This is a genomic window from Oceanobacillus bengalensis (assembly GCF_003628445.1).
GTDB classification, from domain to species: domain Bacteria; phylum Bacillota; class Bacilli; order Bacillales; family Amphibacillaceae; genus Oceanobacillus; species Oceanobacillus bengalensis.
In genome coordinates, this window is sequence record NZ_RBZO01000025.1 from 1 (window position 1) to 24,202 (window position 24,202).

The 24,202-nt window shown below is 34.5% G+C and carries 29 protein-coding genes, 1 other RNA gene and 2 pseudogenes; 12 read left to right on the top strand and 20 right to left on the bottom strand.

Going from position 1 to position 24,202, the window contains the following annotated elements; genetic code table 11:
- Window positions 1-121 precede the first annotated feature (121 nt).
- The 5 genes and pseudogenes from D8M05_RS14485 to D8M05_RS14505 all read left to right on the top strand — a co-directional run.
- Window positions 122-259: pseudogene (locus tag D8M05_RS14485) on the top strand (sodium ABC transporter ATP-binding protein); the annotation flags it as partial.
- Window positions 252-860 (top strand): ABC-2 transporter permease, encoded by a 609-nt coding sequence (locus D8M05_RS14490; protein WP_121133028.1) that lies wholly within the window; start codon window positions 252-254, stop codon window positions 858-860. The pseudogene D8M05_RS14485 and the gene D8M05_RS14490, both read left to right, overlap by 8 nt.
- A gap of 61 nt (window positions 861-921) precedes the next feature.
- Complete coding sequence (locus D8M05_RS14495; protein WP_121133030.1) at window positions 922-1,206, top strand: YfzA family protein; 285 nt, start codon at window positions 922-924, stop codon at window positions 1,204-1,206.
- Window positions 1,207-1,759: 553 nt separating this feature from the next.
- Window positions 1,760-2,007: pseudogene (locus D8M05_RS20605) on the top strand (ATP-binding protein); the annotation flags it as partial.
- A gap of 318 nt (window positions 2,008-2,325) precedes the next feature.
- A complete protein-coding gene (locus D8M05_RS14505) occupies window positions 2,326-2,619 on the top strand; it encodes a hypothetical protein (protein WP_121133032.1) in 294 nt (97 codons plus the stop codon).
- Between the two features lie 119 nt (window positions 2,620-2,738).
- Here D8M05_RS14505 and D8M05_RS14510 read toward each other — a convergent pair whose 3' ends face one another.
- Complete coding sequence (locus D8M05_RS14510) at window positions 2,739-2,924, bottom strand: hypothetical protein (protein WP_121133034.1); 186 nt, start codon at window positions 2,922-2,924, stop codon at window positions 2,739-2,741.
- Between the two features lie 206 nt (window positions 2,925-3,130).
- Here D8M05_RS14510 and D8M05_RS14515 point away from each other — a divergent pair, with 206 nt between their 5' ends.
- Window positions 3,131-3,961, top strand: a complete 831-nt coding sequence (locus tag D8M05_RS14515; protein ID WP_121133036.1) for an LAGLIDADG family homing endonuclease — start codon at window positions 3,131-3,133, stop codon at window positions 3,959-3,961.
- Between the two features lie 328 nt (window positions 3,962-4,289).
- Here D8M05_RS14515 and D8M05_RS14520 read toward each other — a convergent pair whose 3' ends face one another.
- From D8M05_RS14520 to D8M05_RS14530, 3 genes are all read right to left on the bottom strand, one after another.
- A complete protein-coding gene (locus D8M05_RS14520; protein ID WP_121133037.1) occupies window positions 4,290-5,429 on the bottom strand; it encodes a glycosyltransferase family 4 protein in 1,140 nt (379 codons plus the stop codon).
- 115 nt (window positions 5,430-5,544) lie between these two features.
- Entirely contained in the window at window positions 5,545-7,107 is a 1,563-nt protein-coding gene (locus D8M05_RS14525; protein WP_245985394.1) for an FAD-dependent oxidoreductase, read from the bottom strand.
- A 214-nt stretch (window positions 7,108-7,321) separates the two neighbouring features.
- A complete protein-coding gene (locus tag D8M05_RS14530; protein WP_121133039.1) occupies window positions 7,322-7,558 on the bottom strand; it encodes a ferredoxin family protein in 237 nt (78 codons plus the stop codon).
- A gap of 138 nt (window positions 7,559-7,696) precedes the next feature.
- Between D8M05_RS14530 and D8M05_RS14535 the strand changes: the two genes are divergently transcribed.
- Window positions 7,697-8,887, top strand: a complete 1,191-nt coding sequence (locus D8M05_RS14535) for a M14 family metallopeptidase (protein ID WP_121133041.1) — start codon at window positions 7,697-7,699, stop codon at window positions 8,885-8,887.
- Between the two features lie 54 nt (window positions 8,888-8,941).
- Here D8M05_RS14535 and D8M05_RS14540 read toward each other — a convergent pair whose 3' ends face one another.
- The 10 genes from D8M05_RS14540 to D8M05_RS14585 all read right to left on the bottom strand — a co-directional run bounded on the left by D8M05_RS14540 (window position 8,942) and on the right by D8M05_RS14585 (window position 14,642).
- Window positions 8,942-9,154: a DUF6501 family protein gene (locus tag D8M05_RS14540; RefSeq protein WP_121133043.1), complete on the bottom strand. Its 213-nt coding sequence runs from the start codon at window positions 9,152-9,154 to the stop codon at window positions 8,942-8,944.
- A 51-nt stretch (window positions 9,155-9,205) separates the two neighbouring features.
- The gene (gene msrA / locus D8M05_RS14545) at window positions 9,206-10,168 is read right to left on the bottom strand and encodes a peptide-methionine (S)-S-oxide reductase MsrA (protein ID WP_121133045.1); all 963 of its coding nucleotides are present in this window, start codon (window positions 10,166-10,168) and stop codon (window positions 9,206-9,208) included.
- 82 nt (window positions 10,169-10,250) lie between these two features.
- Window positions 10,251-10,730 (bottom strand): VrrA/YqfQ family protein, encoded by a 480-nt coding sequence (gene vrrA / locus D8M05_RS14550; RefSeq protein ID WP_183072811.1) that lies wholly within the window; start codon window positions 10,728-10,730, stop codon window positions 10,251-10,253.
- Between the two features lie 214 nt (window positions 10,731-10,944).
- A complete protein-coding gene (locus tag D8M05_RS14555) occupies window positions 10,945-11,154 on the bottom strand; it encodes a YozE family protein (protein WP_121133049.1) in 210 nt (69 codons plus the stop codon).
- Between the two features lie 15 nt (window positions 11,155-11,169).
- Window positions 11,170-11,931, bottom strand: a complete 762-nt coding sequence (gene tatC, locus D8M05_RS14560) for a twin-arginine translocase subunit TatC (protein WP_121133051.1) — start codon at window positions 11,929-11,931, stop codon at window positions 11,170-11,172.
- Window positions 11,932-12,000: 69 nt separating this feature from the next.
- Window positions 12,001-12,174 carry a twin-arginine translocase TatA/TatE family subunit gene (locus D8M05_RS14565; protein ID WP_183072812.1) on the bottom strand — a complete coding sequence of 58 codons (174 nt, stop codon included), beginning with the start codon at window positions 12,172-12,174 and terminating at the stop codon, window positions 12,001-12,003.
- A gap of 18 nt (window positions 12,175-12,192) precedes the next feature.
- A complete protein-coding gene (tatA, locus tag D8M05_RS14570; protein ID WP_121133053.1) occupies window positions 12,193-12,390 on the bottom strand; it encodes a twin-arginine translocase TatA/TatE family subunit in 198 nt (65 codons plus the stop codon).
- Between the two features lie 95 nt (window positions 12,391-12,485).
- Window positions 12,486-12,974, bottom strand: a complete 489-nt coding sequence (locus D8M05_RS14575; RefSeq protein ID WP_121133054.1) for a dihydrofolate reductase — start codon at window positions 12,972-12,974, stop codon at window positions 12,486-12,488.
- Window positions 12,975-12,992: 18 nt separating this feature from the next.
- Window positions 12,993-13,946 (bottom strand): thymidylate synthase, encoded by a 954-nt coding sequence (locus D8M05_RS14580; RefSeq protein WP_121133057.1) that lies wholly within the window; start codon window positions 13,944-13,946, stop codon window positions 12,993-12,995.
- Between the two features lie 51 nt (window positions 13,947-13,997).
- The gene (locus D8M05_RS14585) at window positions 13,998-14,642 is read right to left on the bottom strand and encodes an HD domain-containing protein (protein WP_245985397.1); all 645 of its coding nucleotides are present in this window, start codon (window positions 14,640-14,642) and stop codon (window positions 13,998-14,000) included.
- Window positions 14,643-14,921: 279 nt separating this feature from the next.
- Between D8M05_RS14585 and D8M05_RS14590 the strand changes: the two genes are divergently transcribed.
- The 5 genes from D8M05_RS14590 to D8M05_RS14610 all read left to right on the top strand — a co-directional run bounded on the left by D8M05_RS14590 (window position 14,922) and on the right by D8M05_RS14610 (window position 18,716).
- Entirely contained in the window at window positions 14,922-15,125 is a 204-nt protein-coding gene (locus D8M05_RS14590; RefSeq protein WP_121133059.1) for a cold-shock protein, read from the top strand.
- A 274-nt stretch (window positions 15,126-15,399) separates the two neighbouring features.
- Window positions 15,400-15,543: a cytochrome c oxidase subunit 2A gene (locus D8M05_RS14595; protein ID WP_121133060.1), complete on the top strand. Its 144-nt coding sequence runs from the start codon at window positions 15,400-15,402 to the stop codon at window positions 15,541-15,543.
- 20 nt (window positions 15,544-15,563) lie between these two features.
- Complete coding sequence (locus tag D8M05_RS14600) at window positions 15,564-16,067, top strand: cupredoxin domain-containing protein (protein ID WP_121133062.1); 504 nt, start codon at window positions 15,564-15,566, stop codon at window positions 16,065-16,067.
- Window positions 16,067-17,758, top strand: coding sequence for a b(o/a)3-type cytochrome-c oxidase subunit 1 (locus tag D8M05_RS14605; RefSeq protein WP_121133064.1), 1,692 nt, complete (start codon window positions 16,067-16,069; stop codon window positions 17,756-17,758). Before D8M05_RS14600 ends, D8M05_RS14605 begins: the two co-directional genes overlap by 1 nt.
- A 340-nt stretch (window positions 17,759-18,098) precedes the next feature.
- Window positions 18,099-18,716, top strand: coding sequence for an NUDIX hydrolase (locus D8M05_RS14610; protein ID WP_121133066.1), 618 nt, complete (start codon window positions 18,099-18,101; stop codon window positions 18,714-18,716).
- A 126-nt stretch (window positions 18,717-18,842) separates the two neighbouring features.
- Here D8M05_RS14610 and D8M05_RS14615 read toward each other — a convergent pair whose 3' ends face one another.
- From D8M05_RS14615 to gpsB, 6 genes are all read right to left on the bottom strand, one after another.
- The gene (locus D8M05_RS14615) at window positions 18,843-19,361 is read right to left on the bottom strand and encodes an isoprenylcysteine carboxyl methyltransferase family protein (RefSeq protein ID WP_121133068.1); all 519 of its coding nucleotides are present in this window, start codon (window positions 19,359-19,361) and stop codon (window positions 18,843-18,845) included.
- On the bottom strand, window positions 19,361-20,449 hold the full coding sequence (locus D8M05_RS14620) for a type III polyketide synthase (protein ID WP_121133070.1): 1,089 nt from the start codon (window positions 20,447-20,449) through the stop codon (window positions 19,361-19,363). The genes D8M05_RS14615 and D8M05_RS14620 overlap by 1 nt, the downstream gene beginning before the upstream one ends.
- A gap of 39 nt (window positions 20,450-20,488) precedes the next feature.
- Entirely contained in the window at window positions 20,489-21,988 is a 1,500-nt protein-coding gene (locus tag D8M05_RS14625) for a carboxypeptidase M32 (protein ID WP_121133072.1), read from the bottom strand.
- Window positions 21,989-21,991: 3 nt separating this feature from the next.
- Window positions 21,992-23,128 carry a THUMP domain-containing class I SAM-dependent RNA methyltransferase gene (locus D8M05_RS14630; RefSeq protein WP_121133074.1) on the bottom strand — a complete coding sequence of 379 codons (1,137 nt, stop codon included), beginning with the start codon at window positions 23,126-23,128 and terminating at the stop codon, window positions 21,992-21,994.
- Between the two features lie 194 nt (window positions 23,129-23,322).
- Window positions 23,323-23,709: RNase P RNA component class B (gene rnpB, locus D8M05_RS14635), an RNA gene on the bottom strand.
- Between the two features lie 90 nt (window positions 23,710-23,799).
- Window positions 23,800-24,108, bottom strand: coding sequence for a cell division regulator GpsB (gpsB, locus tag D8M05_RS14640; RefSeq protein ID WP_121133076.1), 309 nt, complete (start codon window positions 24,106-24,108; stop codon window positions 23,800-23,802).
- Between the last annotated feature and the right edge of the window lie 94 nt (window positions 24,109-24,202).

A 24,202-nucleotide genomic window follows, 5' to 3' on the forward strand; every position in this document is an offset into this window, starting at 1 on the left:
GTTAAACATGAATGGTCCTTCTTTTAGAATGAAAGAAACCGAAGAATGGATAAAAACAAGTGCTGATAAAGTGGCTCAAAATTAACTTGCGAAATGGCTCACTTTTCACTTGCGAAATACATCCAGTCATGGTTTTGAGGCATTAACAGCTAATAAAACAGGTGTAGAGAAAGTTTTTGGAACGATGGCTTTAATTGAGAAGCCAACTCTTGAGGATATTATATTCTATACAAAGAAAGGGTATGATCAATATGTTTAATTTAATACGTAAAGACATTGTATTACAAAAACAAATAATAATGATTTTGTTACCAGTTTTACTTATCTATTTATTACTAGATAGTTCTTCCATCCTAGTTGGTTATTTATTTAGTACCATAATGATAATGGTTGCTTTTTCAATTGATGAAAAGTCTGAGATCAATATACTACTTAATTCTTTACCTTATACACGAAAACAAATTGTCAGTTCAAAGTACATAGGAGTATTTATTTTTACATTTTTAGTTGTTTTTACAATATTTATTGGAAATTTAATTATCCATAAAGAAATAACACCTTGGAAGGACATATTATTTATTTTTAGCCTTGTTATGGTTTTTACCGCACTAATTTTACCATTTTCTTATAAATTTAAAAGTCAATACTTGTTAATAGCATCCCCTGTTTTATTCGTAATCTATATGGTGGTTGTTACTTTTTTCATCAAAAACTTGAACGATAAGATTAGAGAGTTTGTGCAAGCACTACTAACTTCACAAAATTCTCAGTTATACTGGTTAATTGTATTGTCGGTTGTTGCTATCTATGTATGTTCATGGTTTCTATCAATTCGCATATACAGAAAAAAAGTATTTTAAAGGCATTTTGAAGGAATTTGGCTTTTCTTTTCATTAATTTTGTAAAAGGAGCGGCGTGCGTATGTCAGATAAACGAAAAAAAATCAGATGGATTGCCCCCCTTGGGATATTTCTTAGTTTGAACTTTATTATGCTCCTCTTTGATAGTACATCGTGGACACTTAATTTTCGAGAAGGGGCATTCATTGATAGCTTGATGAATTCTAAATTCTTTTCGGAATGGTTTACTCCTTACAGTACACCTGAACTTAACGTACTATCCGTACTTTTTGTGGTAATTTTACTCCCGGAAACCCTTATCAATTTAATCGAATACATCAAAGCCAGAGAACACATTTCCGATTAACTAGATTTATCTTATTATAAGATTATGAAAATAGGCTATTTTGTTTTTTACCTTTCTGTTATTACTTGCAATGGGAATTAGTGAACCGTAAAAACAAAAGGTAGAGCTATTTAAATTAGATATCACCAATACTACAGAGAGGAAGCTTGGGATCCAAGCTTCTTTTATTGTTTTATAATGATTTCAAATGGGATAACAAGTATTCTTTCAGCATCTTTCTCATTGAAATGCTAAAAAGAATAGCTTAGTATTAAAGCAATAAATGCACTAATCAGGATTTAATTGGTGAATAATCACTTTTAGTCTTTGTGAAAATGGAAAACGAAACCTCCTGTTAAAGGTTGTCTTCAAGGAATATTTTTTATAGATAAATTCATTTCAATTTAATCTACAAAAAATATTTCGAATTTCTGTATACATTTATAGAAGTTCCCCGTCTTATTTTTGAAGGGTGGTTAAAAAAACTGATCCGGATCAATTAAAAGAATTAAATGCTGAACTGAATTTTGTTTATCGATATTTACCCCAAAATACCAATAAAATCACTACGAAGGGAGACCTTGTACACGTTGTGAAAACAGAGGAAATTACTTGTAAATCACAGACAAGAATGAAAAGGATAAGAGATTCGGGACTTATTAATTATTGATGATTTGATGTTTATGGCGATGGATCAACAGGAAGCTAATATGTTTTTCACTAATCATTTTAACATCATTTAAAGCACCTAAAGAATGGGGAGAATTATTAGGTGATCAAGCAATTATAATAGCAATAATACAAGGATTATTAACTTCTGTATTAGGTGGAAAAAGAGAAGTAATAGAAAAACTACGGAGGTGGCTTGGTTCAATTGCTATTATATTATTACTTTTTATTTTGTATAGGAATAAGTTACAATTCTCAGGGGGGTATAAAGGAAAAGATAGAAAAAAACTTCCGAAATCTGTTTCTTTAACACTGACAGTAATTTCAATAATCTTTATGATAATACCATTTGTATTAGGTTCTTTATTAACCTAACTCTAGAAGTAAATGGCTCGATTGTTGAATAGGAGTAGTCTCTAATCTTACCAGACAGGTTAGTTTTAATTAATATAATGTAATTAGAGGTTTAGTATGAACCAATTATATTTGTCATTACAAAAAGCTGATTTGATGTTTAAGAGATATACAGAGCAAGGAGAGGTTGATTACATTCTTCTTGAAACAAACAAGAATGGAACAACCGAAGTGGATGTGAATACATTCGAAACGCTATTTAGAGGTGTAGAAGATAAACCGACCTATAAAGCCTTGTCAGGATCTCATACCTTTAAATTGGGAGATACAGAATATAATATGACTGCTGAAGAAATGGGATATCAAAAATATTTCGATCAGTGGAATGAGCAAGGTCTGTTTATATTTTAATCGGCAAACTGGTGTAATCGTACAATAATGCGGTTTCAGTAAGATCATCTTGAACCCAAAAATGGCAGTAAATTATAAATCACCATCACCTCCATCATTATCATCCGTCCCATCTCCATTTACACTACCAGTATCGAAAAAGTCATTGATTTTGGTGATAATAGTTGTATTTTTTTGTTCCAAATTGTTTTAATTAAAAAATCTCCTACCGAAAAGCTTTCTAATATTTTCCCCTTATCTTTTCGAGTAAACAAAAAAATAACTAATATTGAAATCAGTAATATAATCGGTACTAATAATTCCATAAGATCCCCCCTATAAGGATATTATTCGAAAGAGGAAAAAAGAAGGTTAATCACCGGAATTCGTCCTTCCAGAATTCAAAATAAAATTAATCATATTCAATAATATATTCAGTGAAGAACTATTTTTTATAGTGTAGTTTTCAGAAATATGTTATAATTATAATAGAACGTATGTTTGTATTTGTAATAACAAAGGAGTGAAGTGAATGGCATTAAAGCGGACTTTAAGTGTAGAACAAATTATTCAAATGTATAGGGAGGGGGAGAGTACGACAGTTATTGCAGAACGCGCAAATGTTTCAGCTAGATATATACGATTAATATTAAATGAAAACAATGTTGAAATGCGTCCTAGAGGAAGTTGGAAGAGGAAATATAGGCTTAATGAACATTATTTTAAAGAATGGTCGGACAACATGGCCTATATATTAGGCTTCTTTATCGCTGATGGCACCATTACTCGTGATTTACAAACGGTTAGTATTTCCCAAAAAGAAAAGTATATATTGGAAGATATAAGGAATGAAATTGGATCTAATCAACCACTATATTTTAATGATAAAACTGGAGTCTATATATTAACATTGAATAGTAAAATCTTAAAGTCAGATTTAATCAACCTTCATGGAATCCAACCAAATAAATCTAAAGACGTACAATTTCCTTATGTTCCTGAACAGTACTTAAACGATTTTATAAGAGGTTATTTTGATGGAGATGGTTGTGTAAAATATGAAAAATATTTTGTTAGCTTTGTTGGTGGATCAAAACCATTTATGATTAAGCTTAGAGAGATAATCGAGAAACAAAACTTTGCTACCAATTTCACGGATCATGAAACTCATTTTAGAGTCTATGTTAGTGGAAGAAAAACAATAAAACAATTTTCCGATTGGATGTATAAACATAAAGGATTATATTTACATAGAAAATATGCCGAATTTCAAAAAGAAACATTACCAATAAAAGAATTAAACGATAGCATTAAAACACATAAAAATGCATTAGCAAAAAGAAGATCTAATGGAGGAGTATAAATTCCTCCAATTTTTTATAACTTTTTCGAGTAGACATAATATTTATTATAGGAAGTAATGTAAAAAACAATAAATTACATCTCAATATAAAAGTATACTTAAGATAGTGAGATAAAATAAAAAATTAAAACTCAATATACGATTTTAGAATTAGTATTTTTTTTAAGTAAAATCTAAACAAACGTTTGAATGAATTTAAAAAAGAATATCTTTTATATAATGCATTTCTTAAATTTTGTATCAAATTGTAGATATTTCTACATCCAATACATTATTGTAAAATTATTAGAGTCTGCTATCTAAAATCTACTTATAAAATACCGTACAACTAAATATGTACGGCATTTTTAACATTATGTTCTTTAATCGTTTGTTCGTAAAAATCCAATAAAGCTTGTGATGCTTTATCCCAAGCATATTTTTCTGCCTCTTTACGGGCTTGTATTTTCATTTCATTAAGTTTTTCTTTATCCTCAAGTCTCTCAATTGCTGCAAGCATACTATCTACATTTTCATTTTCAAATAATATACCTGTTTTCCCGTCCCGAATTTGTTCAATTGTTGGGCCGCTCTTCGCTGCAATAACCGGTAAACCAGATGCCATCGCTTCTAGAATGACCAATCCTAGCGTTTCTGTCACTGATGGGAATATAAAAGCGTCAGCAGAGGCAAAGACACGAGACAACTCTTCGCCATGTAAAAAGCCCGTAAATATGGTATTCGTTCCTTTAAACGTGTACATCAATTCATTTCGTTCTGGTCCATCACCAATAATTGCAAGTGCAACATCATCCCTTCTATCTAGTAACGGTTTAATTTTATGAATTTCTTTTTCAATCGCAAGTCTGCCAACAAAAATCAATAATTTCTTTGATTTGTCACCTCTTGTTAATCGTTCTCTCATCCGTTCATCATAGAAATCTGGATGATTCCTTTCAATATCTACACCACGCTGTAAGACATGTAACTGCTTAATATTTTTCTCTAATAACTCGTTTTTTATGGATTCTGATGTGCATAAATTTAAATCAGCAGCATTATGTAATTTCTTTATATGACTCCACATAATCGGTTTTGCGGGTTTATAAAGCTTATAATAATCCATATATTTCGGTATATGGGTATGATATGACGCTATTAATGGAAGATTTAAATGATGCGCATAGTGAACAGCTGATGCTGCGATTAATAATGGATTTGCTGCATGAACAATATCTGGTTTATATTCTTCTAATAACGTTTTTACCTTACTAGATGGCAGGGCAAATTTCTTTGAACGATAAAAAGGTAAAGTAATCGGTTTTATCCCTTCCACCTTAGCCCCTTCGTATTCATACACCCCTAAATCAGGTGCAATAACTAACACCTCGTGCCCTAAAGAACGAAAATATCTCACCGCCTGTGTAAGCCGTGTCACAACACCATCTGTTGAAGGTAAAAATGTTTCAGTAACAATTGCTATTTTCACACTAAAAATCCCTTCTATTCAACTATAATTGATTCTAGTATAACAAAGATTATTTATAAATTATAAACAGGAGACTTCATAGCATTGAAAAAGCAACCAAATTGGTTGCTTTTTCTTATATTTCTCTTTTTTCTAATGGTCTCTTTGCAGGTCCCTCTATTACTTCTCCATTAATCTTAAATCTAGACCCATGACAAGGGCAATCCCAAGATCTATCTCCTCCATTCCATTCTACCTCGCAGCCCATATGTGTACAGGTTGTATCCACCATATGAAGTTTTTCATTTTCATCTTTATAAACACCTGTCCGCTTCCCGTGGATTCGTGTAATAACAGCATCATCAGGTGCCAACTTATCTAGATTATTCTCGGTATATTCTAGCTTCCCTTTAATTAAATGCTTTGCAACATCTGCATTGATTTGCATAAACTTTTTCAAAGAAGGATCTGATTGGAATCTAGATGGCGTAAACAGAGAAGTATACGGATTTTCTTTACCGATAATCTTATCAGCAATAATTTGTGCTGCTTGTGTACCATTTGTCATTCCCCATTTTCGAAAGCCAGTTGCAACGAATACGGATTCTTCCGACTTTGTAATCGGTCCAATATATGGAAGCTTATCTAATGTTGTCAAATCTTGTGCTGACCAACGATAAACATAATCAGTTACCGTTAAGTGCTTTTCTGCAAACTTCTGTAATTCTTCATAATGTGTCATTGTTGACTTTCCTTGACCTGTCTTATGATTCTCTCCACCAATTAACCATAGCTCTTCCCCGTTATATGTAGTCGTTCGAATTGACCGTGTAGGAGATTCGGTATTAATATACATCCCACCTGGGAAACTTTCTTTTGCTTTTACTGCAATAACATATGATCGTTCAGGATACATCCTGGAAAAATAAAAACTACTTTTATCATAAAACGGAAAATGTGAAGCACTAACGATATATTTACTCGTAATACGATGCCCTTCCCTAGTAATAACTGCCGGTTCTTTATTATATTCTAGATCAACAGCCGTCGTGTTCTCATAAAAAGTTACCCCATTTTCTACACTTGCATCTATTAACGCTTTTAAATATTTTAATGGGTGAAATTGAGCTTGATTCTTCATAACCAATACCGATTTTACAGGGATGTCTAGAGGAATATCTTCCTTCAACTCACTAGTAATATTTATGCTATCATACGATTTCTTTTCTTTTTCTATTTGAGAAACATAGGAATTACTATTTGTATAGATGTATGCATCTTCCTCTTTATAATCACAATCTATATTCAATGCTTTCATTATCTTAAAGATAGATTCTTTTGCATCCATTGCTGCTTCATAATACAGTTTTGCCTGGTCTAGTCCAAAATGTTGGATTAATTCATCATAAATCAAACCGTGCTGAGCAGTTATTTTAGCTGTTGTATGTCCAGTTGTTCCATTTAATAATACTCCTGCATCAATTAGAGCAACTTGCAAATTTTGCTTAGATAATAAATAGGCTGTTGTAATTCCAGTTATACCGCCACCTACTATTGCAACATCAGCTTTAATTGTTTCCTTTAAACTCGGAAATGAGGGTAAATTAACAGACTCTCTCCAATATGGCTCAGGAAATTGAGGTAAATTCTTATTCGCCAATATAAAATCTTCCCTTCTAAAGAGCATGAATACTATCATTATTACCCCCTTTATGGAAATTTATGTAGTGAAGCTTGCAATAAAAAATAAAAGAAACCACAGTGATTAACAATGTGGTTTCCGCTCAACACAGCTCATATTTATGTCAAGTTCAAGCACCCAGCGACTAGAGAGATTCCTCACCTACGTGTGATAAGTCAACATCTGCTAAGTCTATTCCGTACGTCGCTAAACGTGTGATTACACTTTTCTTTTACCCTTGGAAAAATTTGCGATTTAATTCTATATATTCATTTTCTTCTACTGGAACTTCATCTTCAATGAATATTGCCTCTACTGGACAGACCGCCTCACAAGCCCCACAGTCTATACAGATATCAGGATCAATAAAGAACATATCCGCGCCTTCTTCTATACAATCAACAGGACAAACCTCAACACATTCTCCGGCCTTTTCTGTTTTACAAGGTGATGTAATTACAAATGCCAACTGTATCTCCTCCTACCAATAAGTAAACATATTATTTCTAACCTTAACAGTATAACTTATTTTTGTAAAAAAATAAAAGATTCATCTTTTTTAGGATAAAACATAATTATAAATAGTATAAACGTAGGGAGTGAGTAAATGGAAATTAGTGTACGACCTGGAGATTCGTTATGGTATTATAGCCAGCTTTTCGGTGTTCCTTTACAATTGATTGAAGCGTCAAATTCACAAATTAATCAAGGACAACTAATGGTTGGTAGTCGTATCATGATACCAGGATATTTATTAAGCGAATATAAGATAAAACCGAATGATACAATCTGGACGATTGCTATGCGAAATAATATTCCTTTAGATCGTTTACAAGTAGTAAATCAAGGTATTAACCCAGCATATTTACAAGTCGGTCAAAACCTTAACTTACCTGAACGGGTTACCAATATGGTTGTAACAGATGTAGACAATTATACGTATGAAAAAATGGTAGAGGACATTAATCAACTCTTATCCATCTATCCATTTATTATGAATCAAACCATTGGAAATTCGGTTATGGGAAAAAATATTATCGAATTGCAAGTCGGTATTGGACCGAAAGAGGTTCATGTAAATGGTTCTTTCCATGCGAATGAATGGATTACAACACCAATAATTATTAGGTTCTTGAACCAATATGCTCTATCGCTTACTAATAATGTACCAATTCGTGGGCTTTTCATGCATCCTTTCTTTGCCAATACTCGATTGTCTCTCGTACCAATGGTAAATCCAGATGGCGTTAATTTGGTCATAAATGGAAGCACTTCTGCTGGTGAGCATGAGACAGCTGTATTGGAGATCAACAATCATAGCGAAGATTTCTCTAATTGGAAAGCAAACATTCGTGGCGTCGATTTAAACAATCAGTATCCTGCACAATGGGAAACAGAAGCTGCAAGGAAACCAACTGCACCAGCACCTAGAGATTATCCTGGTACGGGCCCGTTAACTGAGCCTGAAGCTATTGCAATGGCCAATTTGGCAAGAGAAAGAAACTTCAGGAGAATGAATGCCTTCCATACACAGGGTGAGGTTATTTTCTGGGGATTCCAAGGAATGGAACCACCGGAAGCTGAGACGTACGTTAATGAATACGAAAGGGTCAGTGGATATACGCCCATTCGTTTTGTGGATAGTTATGCAGGATATAAAGACTGGTTTATTCAAGAGTTCAGAAGAGCTGGCTTTACGGTAGAACTCGGAACAGGCGTTAACCCCCTACCTATCGAACAATTTCCTGAGATTTATGAAGAGACATTAGGGGTTTTATTAGCTAACTTGTATTTATAATAAAAATAACAGGGTCTCCCCTGTTATTTTACTTTCAGATCCAGCTTCCAAAGACTACGCTTTCGTTACTTCCTTGAAGTAATCTTTCAGAAACCCACCAATACGATTGCTGTTATCAATGATAAAATAAAATTCATCTGTCTCATTTTTTACATCATATACTTTACCCGGTGTTAATTTATTATGAACTACGAACTTTTTAGCGTCTGCGTGTACACATTCGATTTGCTTCACTGTTTCTCTATTTTCCCAATCTAAATGAATCATATTATTTGCCCCAATCTTCTATCTAGTTTACATAATTATATTATAAGTAACTTAATTTGAAAACAAATATAGGTAATCCTCGTATCCTTTTGCTTTCATTTCCTCTTTTGGTATAAACTCCATTGCAGCTGAGTTCATACAATACCGAAGTCCACCCGCTTCTTTTGGACCATCTTCAAAGACGTGACCTAGATGAGAATCAGAACTCTTACTTCTAATTTCCGTACGAATCATGCCATGCGATTGATCTAACTCTTCAGATATGTGATAAGGGTCTACTGGTTTCGTAAAGCTTGGCCACCCACAACCTGCATCGAATTTATCCTTTGATGAGAACAGAACATTCCCTTTAATGACATCAACATAGATTCCTTCTCTTTCATTAGCCCAATATTCATTTTGAAAAGGACGCTCCGTTCCATTTTCTTGTGTAACGTGGTACTGAAGTGGAGTAAGTTCCTCTTTTAGTTTTGCCTTATCAAGCTTTGATTCCCATGTCGATTTAATGTAATCCTCCCTACCAGAGCCTTTCTTATATAAACGGTAGTGAAAAGATTGCTTTTTATAGTAATCTTGATGGTTTTCTTCTGCAGGATAAAAAGGTTTGGCAGGTAAAATCTTTGTTACTATAGGTTTAGAAAACTTACCACTTACAGCTAAAGCTTCTTTCGACTTCTCAGCAATTTCCTTTTGCTTTTCATTATGATAAAAAATTACGGTTTGATAAGATTCCCCTCGATCATTAAATTGCCCACCTGGATCAGTCGGATCAATTTGTTGCCAAAAGGTTTGAACAAGCTGTTCATACGGCATTATCTTCGGATCAAAGGTTATTTGTACCGCTTCTACATGTCCAGTTGTATTCGAACATACTTGTTCATACGTTGGATTTTCGACATGTCCTCCTGTGTAGCCTGACACAACACTTTTTATTCCTGGCCTTGTATCAAATGGTTGAACCATACACCAAAAACATCCACCAGCGAATGTAGCATGTTCCAAATCTATTGTCATAAAAATATCCCTCCAGTACTTATTTATACCTCTTATTTTTTCTTATTCAGCAATAAAAAGCAAGTACCGAGGCTTACATCGTTTATATAAATAGTTTTGGTTTCGAATCTCCTGATCTCTTCGTATGTTCAACTTTTTTCTCATCATGTTCTACCTGCACACTCGTTTTTTCAATGGACACATTTTCACTAACCTCATTTTCATTGCTTACACTCGCTTCCGTTTCATTACTTTCAGTGTCGATTTCTTTAAAGGCTTTCATCATTCGATACATTGCTGGAAGATTCTTTACCATTGGACCATATTCCTGCACGATTGGTGCTGCTGTTTGTACGACATTTAGAACTTGTTGAACGCCTGACAATGTTTTTGAAAGCCCATCCACTCCTTTGCCAGCTATATTGGTAATTTGCGATTCTGAACCTAGTACCTTACTGAGCATATTTGGTTTTGCATTTCTATTTTGAAGTCCATTTTTTGAAGGCATTGCACGCTGATTCGGATAATTGCGATTCATAGACATCGGGTTTCTATATTGTGGACGTTGTGGTGGAAGTAACATCACTATCCCCTCTTTCCCATTTAAAACATCTAGAATATAGTACGCTAATATTACGAAATTGTGTAGGCAGATAGAAATATTCGTATCTTTTGAAGTATTTCCTGGGGAAGCGCAAGAAAAAACAAAATTCGTGATAAGAAAGCTAATTTTGCCGAATATGGCGAAGTTTGTTCTAAGCATAAGAAAAAGGCCTTGAACCATTCAAGACCTTGTTTTACGAAATATAAACACTCCACAATTCATCAAATACATTCAGAGCGTTTGTAAAGGGGCTATTCCATTCCAAATAATTGCTTATCTCATCATAATCCATTGTGTGTTTCGGGAAATTATGATCATGAAAAGCCCAATCAGCCAAGCGACTTTCATCATCTGGTTTTTTCTTTCCTCGGTATGTCATTAAGAATTGATAAAATGGACGCATTAATTTCCCACCTTACTATACTTGCGATTCTTTCATAAACTCTTCATGCTTTACCTGTTTCTTACGGTACACCCGCTTGGATAAAATAACACTCACTTCATAAATTAAAATCAATGGGATTGATACAAGAATTGGTGTTATAAAATCTGGTGGTGTTATTAGTGTGCTAATTATAATTAAAATGAGATAAGCATATCTCCTCGATTTCGATAAAAGTTCTGGTGTAACAATCCCAAGCGTTGTAAGGAACATAATAATAAGTGGTAGTTCAAACAGTACTGCCAAAGGGAATGTTACCCGCATTAGAAATTTAAAATATTTATCAATCGTAAACATTACCTCAAACATTCCATTATTTAAATTAAGTAAGAATGGAATAATGAATTGGGTAAATAGAAAGTAACCAAATACAAGACCAGCAATAAATAAAAGAAAAAGTGCAGGAATGTATGCTAATGTTACTTTTCTTTCCTTTGGTGTCAAAGCTGGCTTTACAAATGACCAAACTTGAAATGCTAATATTGGTATCGTTGCCGTAATAGCAATCAAACCAGCCATAGAGAAGTACACCCACAAAATCTCACCTGGACTTATAGCTGTTAGTTTAAAATCTAAATCCTTTGCAAAAAAAGAATATATGTCTTCAACAAAGATAAACCCTACGATAAAAAATATAAAAAATAAAACTAAGGTAACAATGAGTCGATTTCTTAGTTCGGATAGATGTCCAACAACATCCATCTCTTTTTCAGTTTCTATTGTTTGTTTTTTTCCCATATTAAACACTCCTTACATGGACATAAAAGAAGATGTAAGGTAAATGCCCTACACCTCCAACATGATTACTTATTTTTTATGATCCTTTGTCGTGTCATCATTTACAATTCCTTGGGAAGCCTTTTTAAATTCTCTTAACGTGTTTCCAAGAGCTTTTCCAATCTCTGGTAACTTTGAAGGGCCAAATATAACTAATGCCACAGTTAGAATTAAAATTAGCCCAGGTATACCGATACTACCCATAATAATCACTCCAAAAGCTTATTTCGTTTCTTTACTATCCACCATTGTTTTATCTTTCGTATCTTCATCATCATTCGTTAAATCTTTCGTTGACTTCTTGAATTCACTTAAGGTTTGTCCAGCAGCCTTACCGATTTCAGGAAGTTTTTTCGGACCAAAAATAACCAGCGCGATAATTAAAATTAAAATTAATCCTGGTATACCGATCGTTGCCATGTATGTACACCTTCTTTTAAATAAAATGTATAAAATTCTTTCTTTAAATATAATTTCATATTACACTTTTCTCTTTTATTTAACAAGTATAGTCCTTATTTTCGGTCAAATTGTAAAAAGTAATAATCATAAGGATTCTTTTCATCCTTTTCTCCCTTAATTGAAGAAGTTTCTACCCAGTCCTCTTCCCGAAAAGATGGAAAATAGGTATCTCCAGCAAATTCTTCATCGATCCATGTAATATACATACGATCTGAAACGTCAATTATCTGTTCAAAAATTGTTGCTCCACCAATAACAAAAAGTTCCTCGTCAGGATTCATTTTGTTTCGCTCTATAACCGCTTCTATATCGTTTATCACTTCCACTCCATCAGGGAAGTCCTTTTTATTTCTAGTGATAACAATATTTTTTCTATTCGGTAACGCCTTCCCAATCGAATCGAATGTTTTTCTTCCCATAATAATCGTATGACCCGTTGTCTTTTCCTTAAAGAACTTAAGATCCCTTGGTAAGTACCACGGTAAGTCGTTCTTTAACCCAATCACACGATTTCTATCCATTGCAACTAGTAAAGAAATCAAATGACCGCCTCCCTTATTCTACACTGCAATTGGTGCTTTAATTGATGGATGTGGATTATAATTGATTAATTCGAAATCCGTAAGCTCAAAATCAAAGATAGATGCTTTTTCTTTGTTCAGCTTGATCGTTGGTAAAGGTCTCATTTCCCGTTGTAATTGCATATTCACTTGTTCGAAATGATTGGAATAAATATGAGCATCACCTAATGTATGAATGAATTCTCCAACTTCTAACTGACATTCGTGTGCAATAAGATGTGTAAGTAACGCGTAGCTCGCAATATTAAATGGTACACCTAAAAATACATCACCGCTTCTTTGGTACAGTTGACACGACAGTTTCCCGTCCGCTACATAAAACTGAAAGAGCGTATGACATGGTGGAAGCGCCATATTTGGAATGTCTTCCGGGTTCCATGCAGAGATAATATGCCTTCTAGAATGTGGATTCTGCTTGATTGAAGCAATAACATCCTTTAATTGATCAATCGTGTCATTTTGTGTTGTTCTCCAATGTCTCCATTGCTTTCCATATACAGAACCAAGGTCCCCGTATTTTTTTGAAAAATCATCATCACGTAGTATTTTCTCTTTAAAATATTTCATCTGTTCTTGATAAGCTTCGTTAAAATCATCATCTTCTTGGCTTCTTTTACCAAAATTAGTCATATCAGGTCCCTGGTATTCATCACTCTTGATCCATTTCTCAAAAGCCCACTCATTCCATATATTGTTATTATTTTCTAATAAGTAACGTATATTGGTATCCCCTTTAATAAACCAAAGAAGTTCAGATGCGATTAACTTAAACGGTACCCTCTTAGTCGTAAGCAAAGGAAAACCTTCGTTTAAATTAAAACGCATTTGATACCCAAATATGGAACAAGTTCCTGTGTTTGTACGATCATCTCTATTAAATCCAGTATTAAGAATATGTTTACACAAATCTAAATAAGCTTTTTCCCCTGTCATATCTGTTTCTCCTTCCACTAATTCATGCAAATTATATATATTGTATCATATTTATACGTCCCATTCTGTAAAAAATTGTTCTAAAAACTCCTCCATAAAATGATGTCTCTCCTTAGCAATTTCTCTCCCTTTCTCTGTATGCATTAATTCAGCTAATGTAAGCAATTTATCATAAAAATGTTGAATGGATGTATTCTTATTTTTTTCATGATAAATTAATTGACCAGCAGCACCGCCGAATGCAAAGGTCCTTGCTATTCCAATTGCTCCAATTGCATCAATTCGATCGGCATCCTGCACAATCTTTCCTTCGAGTGTCTCTGGTATGTTCCCTTTGCTAAAGGAAATTTTCGTAATGATATTCTCTATGTCATTGATTTCTCTATCTGTTAATGAAAGTGATTGTAAAAAAGATGAGAGTTCTTGTAGAGCTCTATCTGGATCATCGAATAGCTTATAATCCCCAACATCATGCAACCAAGCTGCCGCTTCCGTAATAAATACATCTGCCCCTTCATCTATGGCAATCTCTTTTGCTAGCTTAGCAACTCGTTTCATATGTTCAAAGTCATGACCACTAGCATCTTTACGAAATAATTCTTCTATATACAACTTAATACGAGTTAATTGATTGTTTTCCGTTATTGTAAACATCTCCCATTCTACCTGTAAAAGGTTACTTATATTGTTATCCATCCTCTCCTCATTTGCAACTAGAGAAAGGAACATTTCAAATCTAAGATACTATTTCGAATACATCGACTATATTTCTTGACTGTACCTCCTAAATAAGCTATCATTATGAACAAGCAAAGAAGATGTGCGGATTCATTATTAGCAGGCAAACTTCTACTCGGGAGCGGATGTAATTGTGATCCTACACTTCGAATAGAACGTTGCCTTTTTTTAATGTAATTTGTTTTCTGCTTTGTATTACCACGTAGTGTAACGTGAAAGTTTTTAGGAGGAATTAGAATGCAAAACGGTGTAGTAAAATGGTTTAATGCTGAAAAAGGTTATGGATTCATCCAACTAGAAGATGGAAATGATGTATTTGTACATTATTCTGCAATCCAAGAAGAGGGATTTAAGTCTTTAGAAGAAGGACAAGAAGTTTCTTTTGAAATTATAGAAGGTGAACGTGGCCCCCAAGCTGCAAACGTTGAAAAAAATAAGTAATATACATTTTATACAGAAACAGGAATCGCAATGATTCCTGTTTTTTAGTGCATAAACAAGAACATATATTCTAAAATCTTAAGATGAAATACTTATTTTTTCACAAAATGTTCACATGTTTTATTAACCATTTTATTAGTAAAATTGAGTTTTTAAGTTGATTAAGGCTTATTGAACAAAATGTGAAACGTTAACAAACCCACTTATTTCTATTTTTATATTGTGTATGATGAAAACAAGGAAAGAAATTCTTTTTTCAGAAGGGGTGAATGGAATGAGCGTGCCAAAAAATAAAAAGCATATCAACGAGAATGAACCAAAGTTGAAAGGAACTTTTATTTCAGTAATGCTATTAGGTGGATTTTTGGTTGTTAGTTGGATTGGAGCATTCCTGCTCTTTATTTCAAGAGGCATATAACATGATTGGAGGGGTAACAAATGCATTTACACAAGTATGAAAAAATCTGGCTTACATTTGGTATTGGGGCATTAATCGTGTTCTTAGTTGTCCTAGCATTTGGGGCATTTTATCTAGGTACACACCCACAAAGTCACGGCATCACTATTGATCCCGAAAACATTGAAGCAGAAGAATCATTTAAAAAAGAAAACTTAGGTCTAACAAAAGTGGATGAAGGAAAGTATGTACTAAATGTTGTTGCATCTGCATTTAATTACGACCTAGGTACAGATGAAGAAGGGAAACCCGTGAAACATATCCAAATTCCAAAAGGGTCAACCATCCTTCTTCAAGCAGTAACACCTGATGTTGTACACGGATTTAATATTGCAGGAACAAATGCAAATATGATGGTAGAACCAGGGTTTATAAGTAGCATGGAAGTAGAATTTAATAAAGCTGGTGAATACACACTTTTATGTAATGAATATTGTGGTGTTGGGCATCACATGATGTTCGCCACTGTGGAGGTGACAGAATAATGGCAGTAGAAAAATTAGTAAACTATAAGCAAGATAATAGATTGCCTTTAACGATTTCCAAAAAAGAAGCAAGACTCTACTTATCCTTTATCGTTTTTGCATTTGTAGCATTATTTATTGGTGGATTAATGGGGTTACTTCAAGTATTGGTTCGTTCAGGTCATTTTACACTACCTTCTTGGATTGATTACTATTCTATTTTAACCGTTCATGGCGTTGTTTTAGGACTTGTATTAACGACATTCTTTATTATCGGTTTCCAATTTGCTCTAATGGGTAAAACAGTTGGAATATCTGACAGACAACGTAGACTAGGTTGGTTAAGTTTTTGGGTTATGGCAATTGGTACGATTATGGCTGCTATTACGATCCTAGCTGGTAGAGCGGCAGTTCTCTATACTTTCTATGCTCCACTACAAGCACATCCGGCATTTTACATTGGTTTAGCTTTAGTTGTTGTTGGTAGCTGGATTGCATGTTTTGTAAATTGGCATCAATTAGCTGTTTGGAAAAAGAAACATCCAGGTGAAAAATCACCTTTACTAGCATTTATGGTATGCATTAATATGGCAATGTGGTTTATTGCAACACTTGGCGTAGCAGCCACTGTACTATTGCAATTCATCCCATGGTCATTAGGATGGACAGCAACGATTAATGTACTACTAAGTAGAACACTATTTTGGTATTTCGGTCACCCACTTGTATATTTCTGGTTATTACCTGCATATATGGCATGGTATGCAATTATACCAAAAATTATCGGTGGAAAATTGTTTAGTGATTCATTAGCAAGGCTATCATTTATTTTATTCTTATTCTTCTCTATCCCTGTTGGTCTTCACCATCAGTTAACAGAACCTGGTCTTGATTCAACATGGAAATTTATTCAAGTTGTTTTAACATTTATGGTTGTTATTCCTAGTTTAATGACTGCCTTCTCCATGTTTGCAACCTTTGAAATTACAGGACGCAAAAAAGGTTTTGGTGGACTCTTTGGTTGGTTGAAGCATTTACCATGGAAAGATGTTCGTTTCTTGGCTCCTTTCATCGGAATGCTCGCGTTTATTCCTGGTGGTGCTGGTGGTCTTATTAATGCATCATATCAAATGAATTCCCTTATCCATAATACAATTTGGGTTACTGGACACTTTCATTTAACGGTAGCAACAACGGTAGTTCTAACTTTCTTTGGTATCTCTTACTGGCTAATACCACATTTAACTGGAAGAACATTGACGAAATCCATTAATCGACTTGGTATTATTCAAACGATTTTCTGGACAGTTGGTATGACAATTATGTCAGGTGCCATGCATATTCAAGGGTTACTTGGTGGTCCGAGACGATCCTCCTACTCTGACTATGGTGGATCGGAACAAGCAGCAGAATGGGGAGCATATCAAATGGCTCAGGCGGTTGGAGGAACCATCCTGTTTATCGGTATCATCTTAATGGTTTACATTTTCATTAAGCTAGCATTCTTTGCACCAAAAGGAAACGAAGAATTTCCAATTGCTGAAGAAGAGGAAAATGCAGAACCAACTCCTATGTGGCTAGAGAACTGGAAATTATGGATTGCAATAACAATCGCGTTAATCTTATTCGCATATACAATACCGATTTTTGATGTTATTCAAAATGCACCTCCAGGATCCCCAACATTTGATTGGCCAATTGGTAATAGTTAGAGAGGCCTTTCCTTATTGTGAGTAATTTAGGTTTTTACTAAATAAATCAGAAATAATAAGAAAAGTGCTAAATCCTTTATGATTTAGCACTTTTTTTAAGAACGACGTTAATTTGTGAATCGAAACAAATCCAATAAGTAAAATCACTTGCTTATAGACTTACGGTTTGTTATAGCTTTCTAAATATAGTGAAATTTAGAATTTAATGATAAATATGTTATTATAAATATAGAGTTTGTTAAGAAATCTACTTAACTTGTACTTCGCGGAACAAGGGGCTGCATCATTTTTCAAAAGGAATAGGAAAATATTAAATACAATCGATTGGTGGTGATTTTGAATGGAACCGAAATGGCTTGAATGGGCGAAACAACTCAGATCCATTGCACAGGCAGGATTAACTTATTCGAAAGATGTATATGACTTGGAAAGATTTGAGTTGATTAAAAATATTAGCATTGAAATGCTATCTTTACATACAGATGTAAGTAAGACGGTGATTAGAGATTTATTTGACAATGAAACTGGTTATGCAACTCCTAAGGTAGATATTAGGTCTGTTGTTTTTCAGGATAATAAAATTTTAATGGTTAGAGAGAATACAGATGGAAATTGGTCTTTACCAGGCGGTTGGGGTGATATTGGGTTAACTCCAAGCGAAGTTGCGGTGAAAGAAGTAAAAGAAGAATCGGGATTTGACGTTGAAGCAATAAAATTGATCGGGGTATTTGATAAGAAATGCCATCCGCATCCTCCCTCTCCCTATCACGTTTATAAAATATTTATCCAATGTGAAATAACAGGTGGACAACCTAGAGAAGGAATAGAAACGTGTGCAGTTGATTTTTTTGCTGAAAACAATCTCCCGTCATTATCGATACCTAGAAATACGGAATCACAAATTAAATTGGCTTTTAAACATTTACATAATCCACAAGAACCTGTATATTTTGATTGACTTTTGAGGTAGAATAAATAAGCAGGTTATAACATTAACTGCCCATTCATTGAACAACATAATAAGAATAAATGAAAACCGCTTGATTTTTTATCAAGCGGTTTTCATTTAGACAGTTCTCTTTTTCTATTCTTGTATATTTATTTCAGCAAGTGCCTTATTTTCCATCGGTATTCGTATAGCCATTAGAGTAACATGTAAAAATGGAAAAATTATGGCTGTGTAGTAGGCACCAAACAGCCATGGAATAATAAAAAGTTCCAATCCTACAATGATATAGTTCGGATGCTTTACAAATTTATAAGGTCCTTTCCTTACTAATGGAGAATTCGGTAATATAATTATCTTCGTGTTCCAAAACTTTCCCAACGTCTGTATACACCAAACCCTTGCTAACTGGGTTAAAATAAAGAGTGCAAACAAATACGAGTTGAATTCGATATTAACTTGGTCTCGCACAATAACTTCAAATAGGATGGAAAGGAAAAATGCTGTATGTAGGACAATAAACCATTTATAATGTGTTTGTCCCTTTTCGATGCCTCCCTTTTCCTTCATCCATTGTTCATTTCGCTTAGCAATCTTTAGCTCAATTACACGTTGACAGATAATAAAGATGAATAATATCCACATTATCGGTTGCATTATTCAACCCACTCCAATAATAGAAGTTCTGAGGTGAATCCAGGGCCTAATGCAGATAATATGCTCCTGTCCCCTGTATGCATTGTTTCCTTCATCCATTCACGTAAAACATAAAGAACGGTTGCAGAGGACATGTTTCCATGGTTTCTAAGTACGTGATACGAATGCTTTAATTTTTTCTTTGTACATTGCAAGACCTCTTCCATTGCAAGTAAAACTTTTTTACCTCCAGGATGAGCGATAAACGATGAGAAATCCAGTTCATTAAGACCTCTTTCTTGTAAAAACCATTCGAGATGCTCTTTCCAAAAGGAATGAACGAGTGCTGGGATGCTCTTTGAGAAGATTACTTCTAATCCGTTGTTTGTCACGTCCCACCCCATAACAGAAGCGCTATTAGGTTTTGTACGTGTATCTGTTGCTATTATTTTCGGTATAGAAGATTTACGATAATCTAAATATGGGGATTCTTCTCCAACAAGTAATGTGGCACTTATTCCGTCTCCAAATAAAGCCGTACCTACAATATTACTCTTCTTTACATCCCCTTTCTGAAACGTTAAACTACATAGTTCCGAACAAATAAGCAAAGCCGTTTTATCAGGATATGCTGTAATCCAATCATGTGCACGGGACAAACCGATTGCCCCACCACAACATCCTAACCCCCACAATGGCATTCGACCTACATCTTGCCTAAAGGGGCGTTCATTCATCATATGAACATCCATCGTTGGCGCTGCTATTCCTGAGCTGGTTACAAATAAAATCATATCAACTGCTTCATAGGGAATCGCCTTTTTTAAAAAGATGTCGTTCGATAGACAGTTATCTACCGCTTCTACTGAATGTGCTTTCGCTAGTTCTAAATAGAGATTGTTCTTTTCTTCAAATGTATGGTCTTGTTCAAACCATTCTTTCTCCACTACAAACTGCCTATTATCTATTTCTGCATGATCAAAGACTGGAAGTAAACGATCAACTTGTCTCGATGTATATCCAAAGATCTTCTTTACAAGCTGTTTCACTTCTTCTTGCTGCATGTTATATTCTGGGATACTAACTCCTGTTGAACAGATGTACGTCATGTTTGTCACCTTTATACAGTTATTTTCCCCTGATCCTACTTATAAACCATATATATCTGTATATTTTTCCGTTAAATATTGAACCAAATAATCGGAATTAAGTTTCTCCTCCGTTACATCTTCAATGATCTCTAGTGGTTTTTTCATTTTCCCGTACTGATGAATATGTTTCGTTAACCATTCTTTAATCGGTGCTAAATCTCCTGAAGCAATCAATTGATCCACATTTAATTCCTTTTTCATTGTATGATGGAATTGTGCAGCATACATATAACCTAATGCATATGAAGGGAAATAGCCAAAATCCCCTCCTGCCCAGTGAATATCCTGTAAGACACCTTCTTTATCTGTTGGTGGCTTAATTCCTAGATAATCTTCCATTTTTTCATTCCATAACTGTGGAAGATCTTTTACCTCCATTTCACCATTCATTAACCCTTTTTCCAGCTCATAGCGAATCATAATATGTAAAGCATATGTTAGTTCATCTGCTTCAATACGAATAAATGACGGTTTCACTTCATTAATTGCACAGTAAAAATCTTCTAGTGTTACATGTTCGAATGCATCAGGTGCATAGGATTTCAATAAATCATAGTTATTTCCCCAAAAGGCTTTGCTTCTACTAACAAAGTTTTCCCAAAATAAGGATTGTGATTCATGTATTCCCATTGAAGTTCCAGTCGCAAGCGGTGTCCGAGCTAGTTTTGGACTTATATTCTGTTCATATAATGCGTGTCCACCTTCATGAATCGTTCCAAACACTGCCATTCGAAAATCCTCTTCATCATACCTTGTTGTAATTCGAACATCGTTCATGTTAAGCGTGATTTCAAAAGGATGAATGGTTTCATCTAGTCTCCCAGACTCGAAATCATAACCCATTTGTTTTAAAACCTCTACAGTAAATGCCTCTTGGTTTGATTTTGGAAAATGCCCTATCAATACGGAAGAATCTGGCTTTGTAGTGCTTGCGTTTATTTTAGAAAGTAAACCTGTTAATGCTTGACGAAGTTTAGAAAAAACCTCATCTAATATCTTTGTGGTCATACCTGGCTCAAAGTTATGTAAAAGGGCATCATAGATGTTATCTTTATATCCCCAATAATTAGCAAACTTTTTATTAAAATCTACTAGTTTTTCTAAATAGGGTTGAAATAGGGAGAAATCCGCTTTCTCACGAGCTTCCTGCCATATTGCCTCTGATTTCGATTGCACCATCACATATTCCTTAAATTCCGCAATTGGAATTTTACTGCTCCTATTATAGGTCTCTTCACATGTTTCTACTGCTTTTTGTATTATTTTATCTTCTGTTTTATTTTTTAATGCATCAATGTACTGCTTCATCTTCTCTGAAGTCTCTAACTGATGAACTTTTTCAGATAAAACCCCAACAACTTCTGATCGCTGTTCTACCCCTTTTGGTGGTATTTTTGTACGTAGGTCCCACTGCGTTAATGTGATTACTTCTCGGTATGCATCAATTTCGTGTAATAAATCGATAAATTCTTTCTCTATTGATTTAATATTTTCCATTGGTTACTCCCCAATTCCTTTTTTTCCAAAAAATTGATAATAATTTGTTTGAATAAATCCATTAAATAATTTTCTCTTCTTCGTTGCGACTTGCCCGTATTCTTTTTCAAAAGCCTCGTAAGCTGTAATAATATACACGCTCCAGGATGGGTGTTCCTTCATGATTCCACCTAAATCACGGTACATTTTCGCAACACCTTCTTGATCACTCATACGCTCTCCATACGGGGGATTACCAACTAAATAACCATTATCTTCTCGTAGTGTTAAATCCTTCACTTGCATTTGCTTCCATGTAATTAAATCACCTAAACCAGCTTCAATCGCATTTTCACTCGCAATATTAACTAACTTATGGTCAATGTCAGAACCAATAATGGATAATTTTTGATCATAGTTTGCTTTATCTTCCACTTCCGTGAAGGCCTCATCCCAATGTTTGTTGCGAATCCAATTCCAATCCTCGGAGGCGAAATTCCGATTAAATCCAGGTGCAATGTTTTGACCGATGAGTGCTGCTTCTATCGGAATTGTTCCCGATCCACAGAAAGGGTCGATAAATGGATATTCTGGCTTCCAATTTGTTAATAGTACCAATGCTGCTGCCATTGTTTCCTTGATTGGCGCTTCTCCTTGACCGATACGGTACCCTCTTTTATGTAATCCTTCTCCAGATGTATCAATCGTTAAAGTCACAACATCTTTAAGTAATGCGACTTCTACTTTGTATAAAGCACCCGTTTCTGGCATTTTAAAAGCAACACCATATTTACGCTTTAGTCTCTCAGCAATTGCCTTCTTAACGATTTTTTGACAATCTGGTACACTATATAACGTTGATTTTATAGATTTTCCTGAGACAGGAAATTGACCATCTTCAGCAATAAAGTCTTCCCATGGAAGTGCTTTGGTCCCTTCAAATAATTCGTCAAAGGTTGTTGCTGTAAATTGATTCACGAGAATCTTTACCCGGTCAGCTGTACGAAGCCATAAATTACAACGGGGAATAGCAGAAATTGGCGCCTCAAAAATAACCCGCGAATTTTCAACCCGAGCTTCATATCCAAGTTGTCTTACCTCCTCTGCAACAATTGATTCCAATCCCATTGCTGCAGTAGCAATTAACGTTACTTTTCTCATATAGGTAACCCCTTTATTAATGTTAGTAGATTTTCTATAGTTTACCATAAAACATTTTGTGCATGTTACTGAATGTAGTATTACCATGATATTCATGAAATATCGATAAAAACAAAATAAAAAACCTTTCATATAGCGAGTGCTACAAAAAGGTTTATTGTAGTAATATTTTGATGGTAATGACCAAGTAAATACTCGATAAGCCATGTTCTGTGCCATTGTACTACAAGCGGTGGTCGGTCCTCGTACGCCGGCTGTAATCATCTATCTACAAGGTCATATGACCTGTCCCTTATTCGGTTCATTTCCCTACTAAAGGATGCCCCTACCATTATTTGGGTTGCTCACTCGCGGGGTTTACCTCGTTCCACCTAACATGTTTCCACGCTAGCTACGTCACTGTGGCACTTTCAAGGATCTGATTCCATATCTAGATTGACTTAGGAATACATCCTGCCGTTAGCTCCTAAAAGCTACCTTGACTTATGGTTTCATCAAGCACGAACACTACAAACATCGCAGTTTGTGTGAGCATGGACTTTCCTCTGCATAATAAAATCATGCAGCGATTACATGAGTATTTAACTTTATTTATTCTAGCACATTTCAACCATCGATTCAATGGAATTATTTAGGACATTTAACGTATCGTGCATGGAGCACTGTTACTCTTAACCTTCTGAATCCGCAAATTTCTTGCCAAACACAGCCTTTTCAAGGTTTGATAATCGTTTTAGAATGTCATAGTTAACTTGTGTATGTTGTCCTGGTGCGCGCGTTCTTGTTTGCTCTGTTGTACTTTTCTTTAGTTTCTCTACTTCTTGTTGCAAACGAACAATTTCTTTTTGAAATATATCATAATCTTTAATAACAATGTCTAGGAATTCATCAACCTCTTCTTGATTATACCCACGCATTGCTGTTTTAAATTCTTTCTCAAGAATTTCCTTCCCATTTAAACGAACACGATTTACGCTCATTTTTTAGATCACCTCTTCATATCCTATCCTATTTTTTTCAACTAATAATAATGACATAATATTAAATATTTCATCGTAATATATCTTGGATTTT

What these genes read in the sequence shown, in the direction of transcription:
- D8M05_RS14490 (WP_121133028.1), top strand. Translation starts at nt 252, where the DNA reads ATGTTTAATTTAATACGTAAAGACATTGTATTACAAAAACAAATAATA.
- D8M05_RS14495 (WP_121133030.1), top strand. Translation starts at nt 922, where the DNA reads ATGTCAGATAAACGAAAAAAAATCAGATGGATTGCCCCCCTTGGGATA.
- D8M05_RS14505 (WP_121133032.1), top strand. Translation starts at nt 2,326, where the DNA reads ATGAACCAATTATATTTGTCATTACAAAAAGCTGATTTGATGTTTAAG.
- D8M05_RS14510 (WP_121133034.1), bottom strand. Translation starts at nt 2,924, where the DNA reads ATGGAATTATTAGTACCGATTATATTACTGATTTCAATATTAGTTATT.
- D8M05_RS14515 (WP_121133036.1), top strand. Translation starts at nt 3,131, where the DNA reads ATGGCATTAAAGCGGACTTTAAGTGTAGAACAAATTATTCAAATGTAT.
- D8M05_RS14525 (WP_245985394.1), bottom strand. Translation starts at nt 7,107, where the DNA reads ATGATAGTATTCATGCTCTTTAGAAGGGAAGATTTTATATTGGCGAAT.
- D8M05_RS14535 (WP_121133041.1), top strand. Translation starts at nt 7,697, where the DNA reads ATGGAAATTAGTGTACGACCTGGAGATTCGTTATGGTATTATAGCCAG.
- D8M05_RS14540 (WP_121133043.1), bottom strand. Translation starts at nt 9,154, where the DNA reads ATGATTCATTTAGATTGGGAAAATAGAGAAACAGTGAAGCAAATCGAA.
- msrA (WP_121133045.1), bottom strand. Translation starts at nt 10,168, where the DNA reads ATGACAATAGATTTGGAACATGCTACATTCGCTGGTGGATGTTTTTGG.
- vrrA (WP_183072811.1), bottom strand. Translation starts at nt 10,730, where the DNA reads ATGTTACTTCCACCACAACGTCCACAATATAGAAACCCGATGTCTATG.
- D8M05_RS14555 (WP_121133049.1), bottom strand. Translation starts at nt 11,154, where the DNA reads ATGCGTCCATTTTATCAATTCTTAATGACATACCGAGGAAAGAAAAAA.
- tatC (WP_121133051.1), bottom strand. Translation starts at nt 11,931, where the DNA reads ATGGGAAAAAAACAAACAATAGAAACTGAAAAAGAGATGGATGTTGTT.
- D8M05_RS14565 (WP_183072812.1), bottom strand. Translation starts at nt 12,174, where the DNA reads ATGGGTAGTATCGGTATACCTGGGCTAATTTTAATTCTAACTGTGGCA.
- tatA (WP_121133053.1), bottom strand. Translation starts at nt 12,390, where the DNA reads ATGGCAACGATCGGTATACCAGGATTAATTTTAATTTTAATTATCGCG.
- D8M05_RS14580 (WP_121133057.1), bottom strand. Translation starts at nt 13,946, where the DNA reads ATGACAGGGGAAAAAGCTTATTTAGATTTGTGTAAACATATTCTTAAT.
- D8M05_RS14585 (WP_245985397.1), bottom strand. Translation starts at nt 14,642, where the DNA reads ATGGATAACAATATAAGTAACCTTTTACAGGTAGAATGGGAGATGTTT.
- D8M05_RS14590 (WP_121133059.1), top strand. Translation starts at nt 14,922, where the DNA reads ATGCAAAACGGTGTAGTAAAATGGTTTAATGCTGAAAAAGGTTATGGA.
- D8M05_RS14595 (WP_121133060.1), top strand. Translation starts at nt 15,400, where the DNA reads ATGAGCGTGCCAAAAAATAAAAAGCATATCAACGAGAATGAACCAAAG.
- D8M05_RS14600 (WP_121133062.1), top strand. Translation starts at nt 15,564, where the DNA reads ATGCATTTACACAAGTATGAAAAAATCTGGCTTACATTTGGTATTGGG.
- D8M05_RS14605 (WP_121133064.1), top strand. Translation starts at nt 16,067, where the DNA reads ATGGCAGTAGAAAAATTAGTAAACTATAAGCAAGATAATAGATTGCCT.
- D8M05_RS14610 (WP_121133066.1), top strand. Translation starts at nt 18,099, where the DNA reads ATGGAACCGAAATGGCTTGAATGGGCGAAACAACTCAGATCCATTGCA.
- D8M05_RS14615 (WP_121133068.1), bottom strand. Translation starts at nt 19,361, where the DNA reads ATGCAACCGATAATGTGGATATTATTCATCTTTATTATCTGTCAACGT.
- D8M05_RS14620 (WP_121133070.1), bottom strand. Translation starts at nt 20,449, where the DNA reads ATGACGTACATCTGTTCAACAGGAGTTAGTATCCCAGAATATAACATG.
- D8M05_RS14625 (WP_121133072.1), bottom strand. Translation starts at nt 21,988, where the DNA reads ATGGAAAATATTAAATCAATAGAGAAAGAATTTATCGATTTATTACAC.
- D8M05_RS14630 (WP_121133074.1), bottom strand. Translation starts at nt 23,128, where the DNA reads ATGAGAAAAGTAACGTTAATTGCTACTGCAGCAATGGGATTGGAATCA.
- gpsB (WP_121133076.1), bottom strand. Translation starts at nt 24,108, where the DNA reads ATGAGCGTAAATCGTGTTCGTTTAAATGGGAAGGAAATTCTTGAGAAA.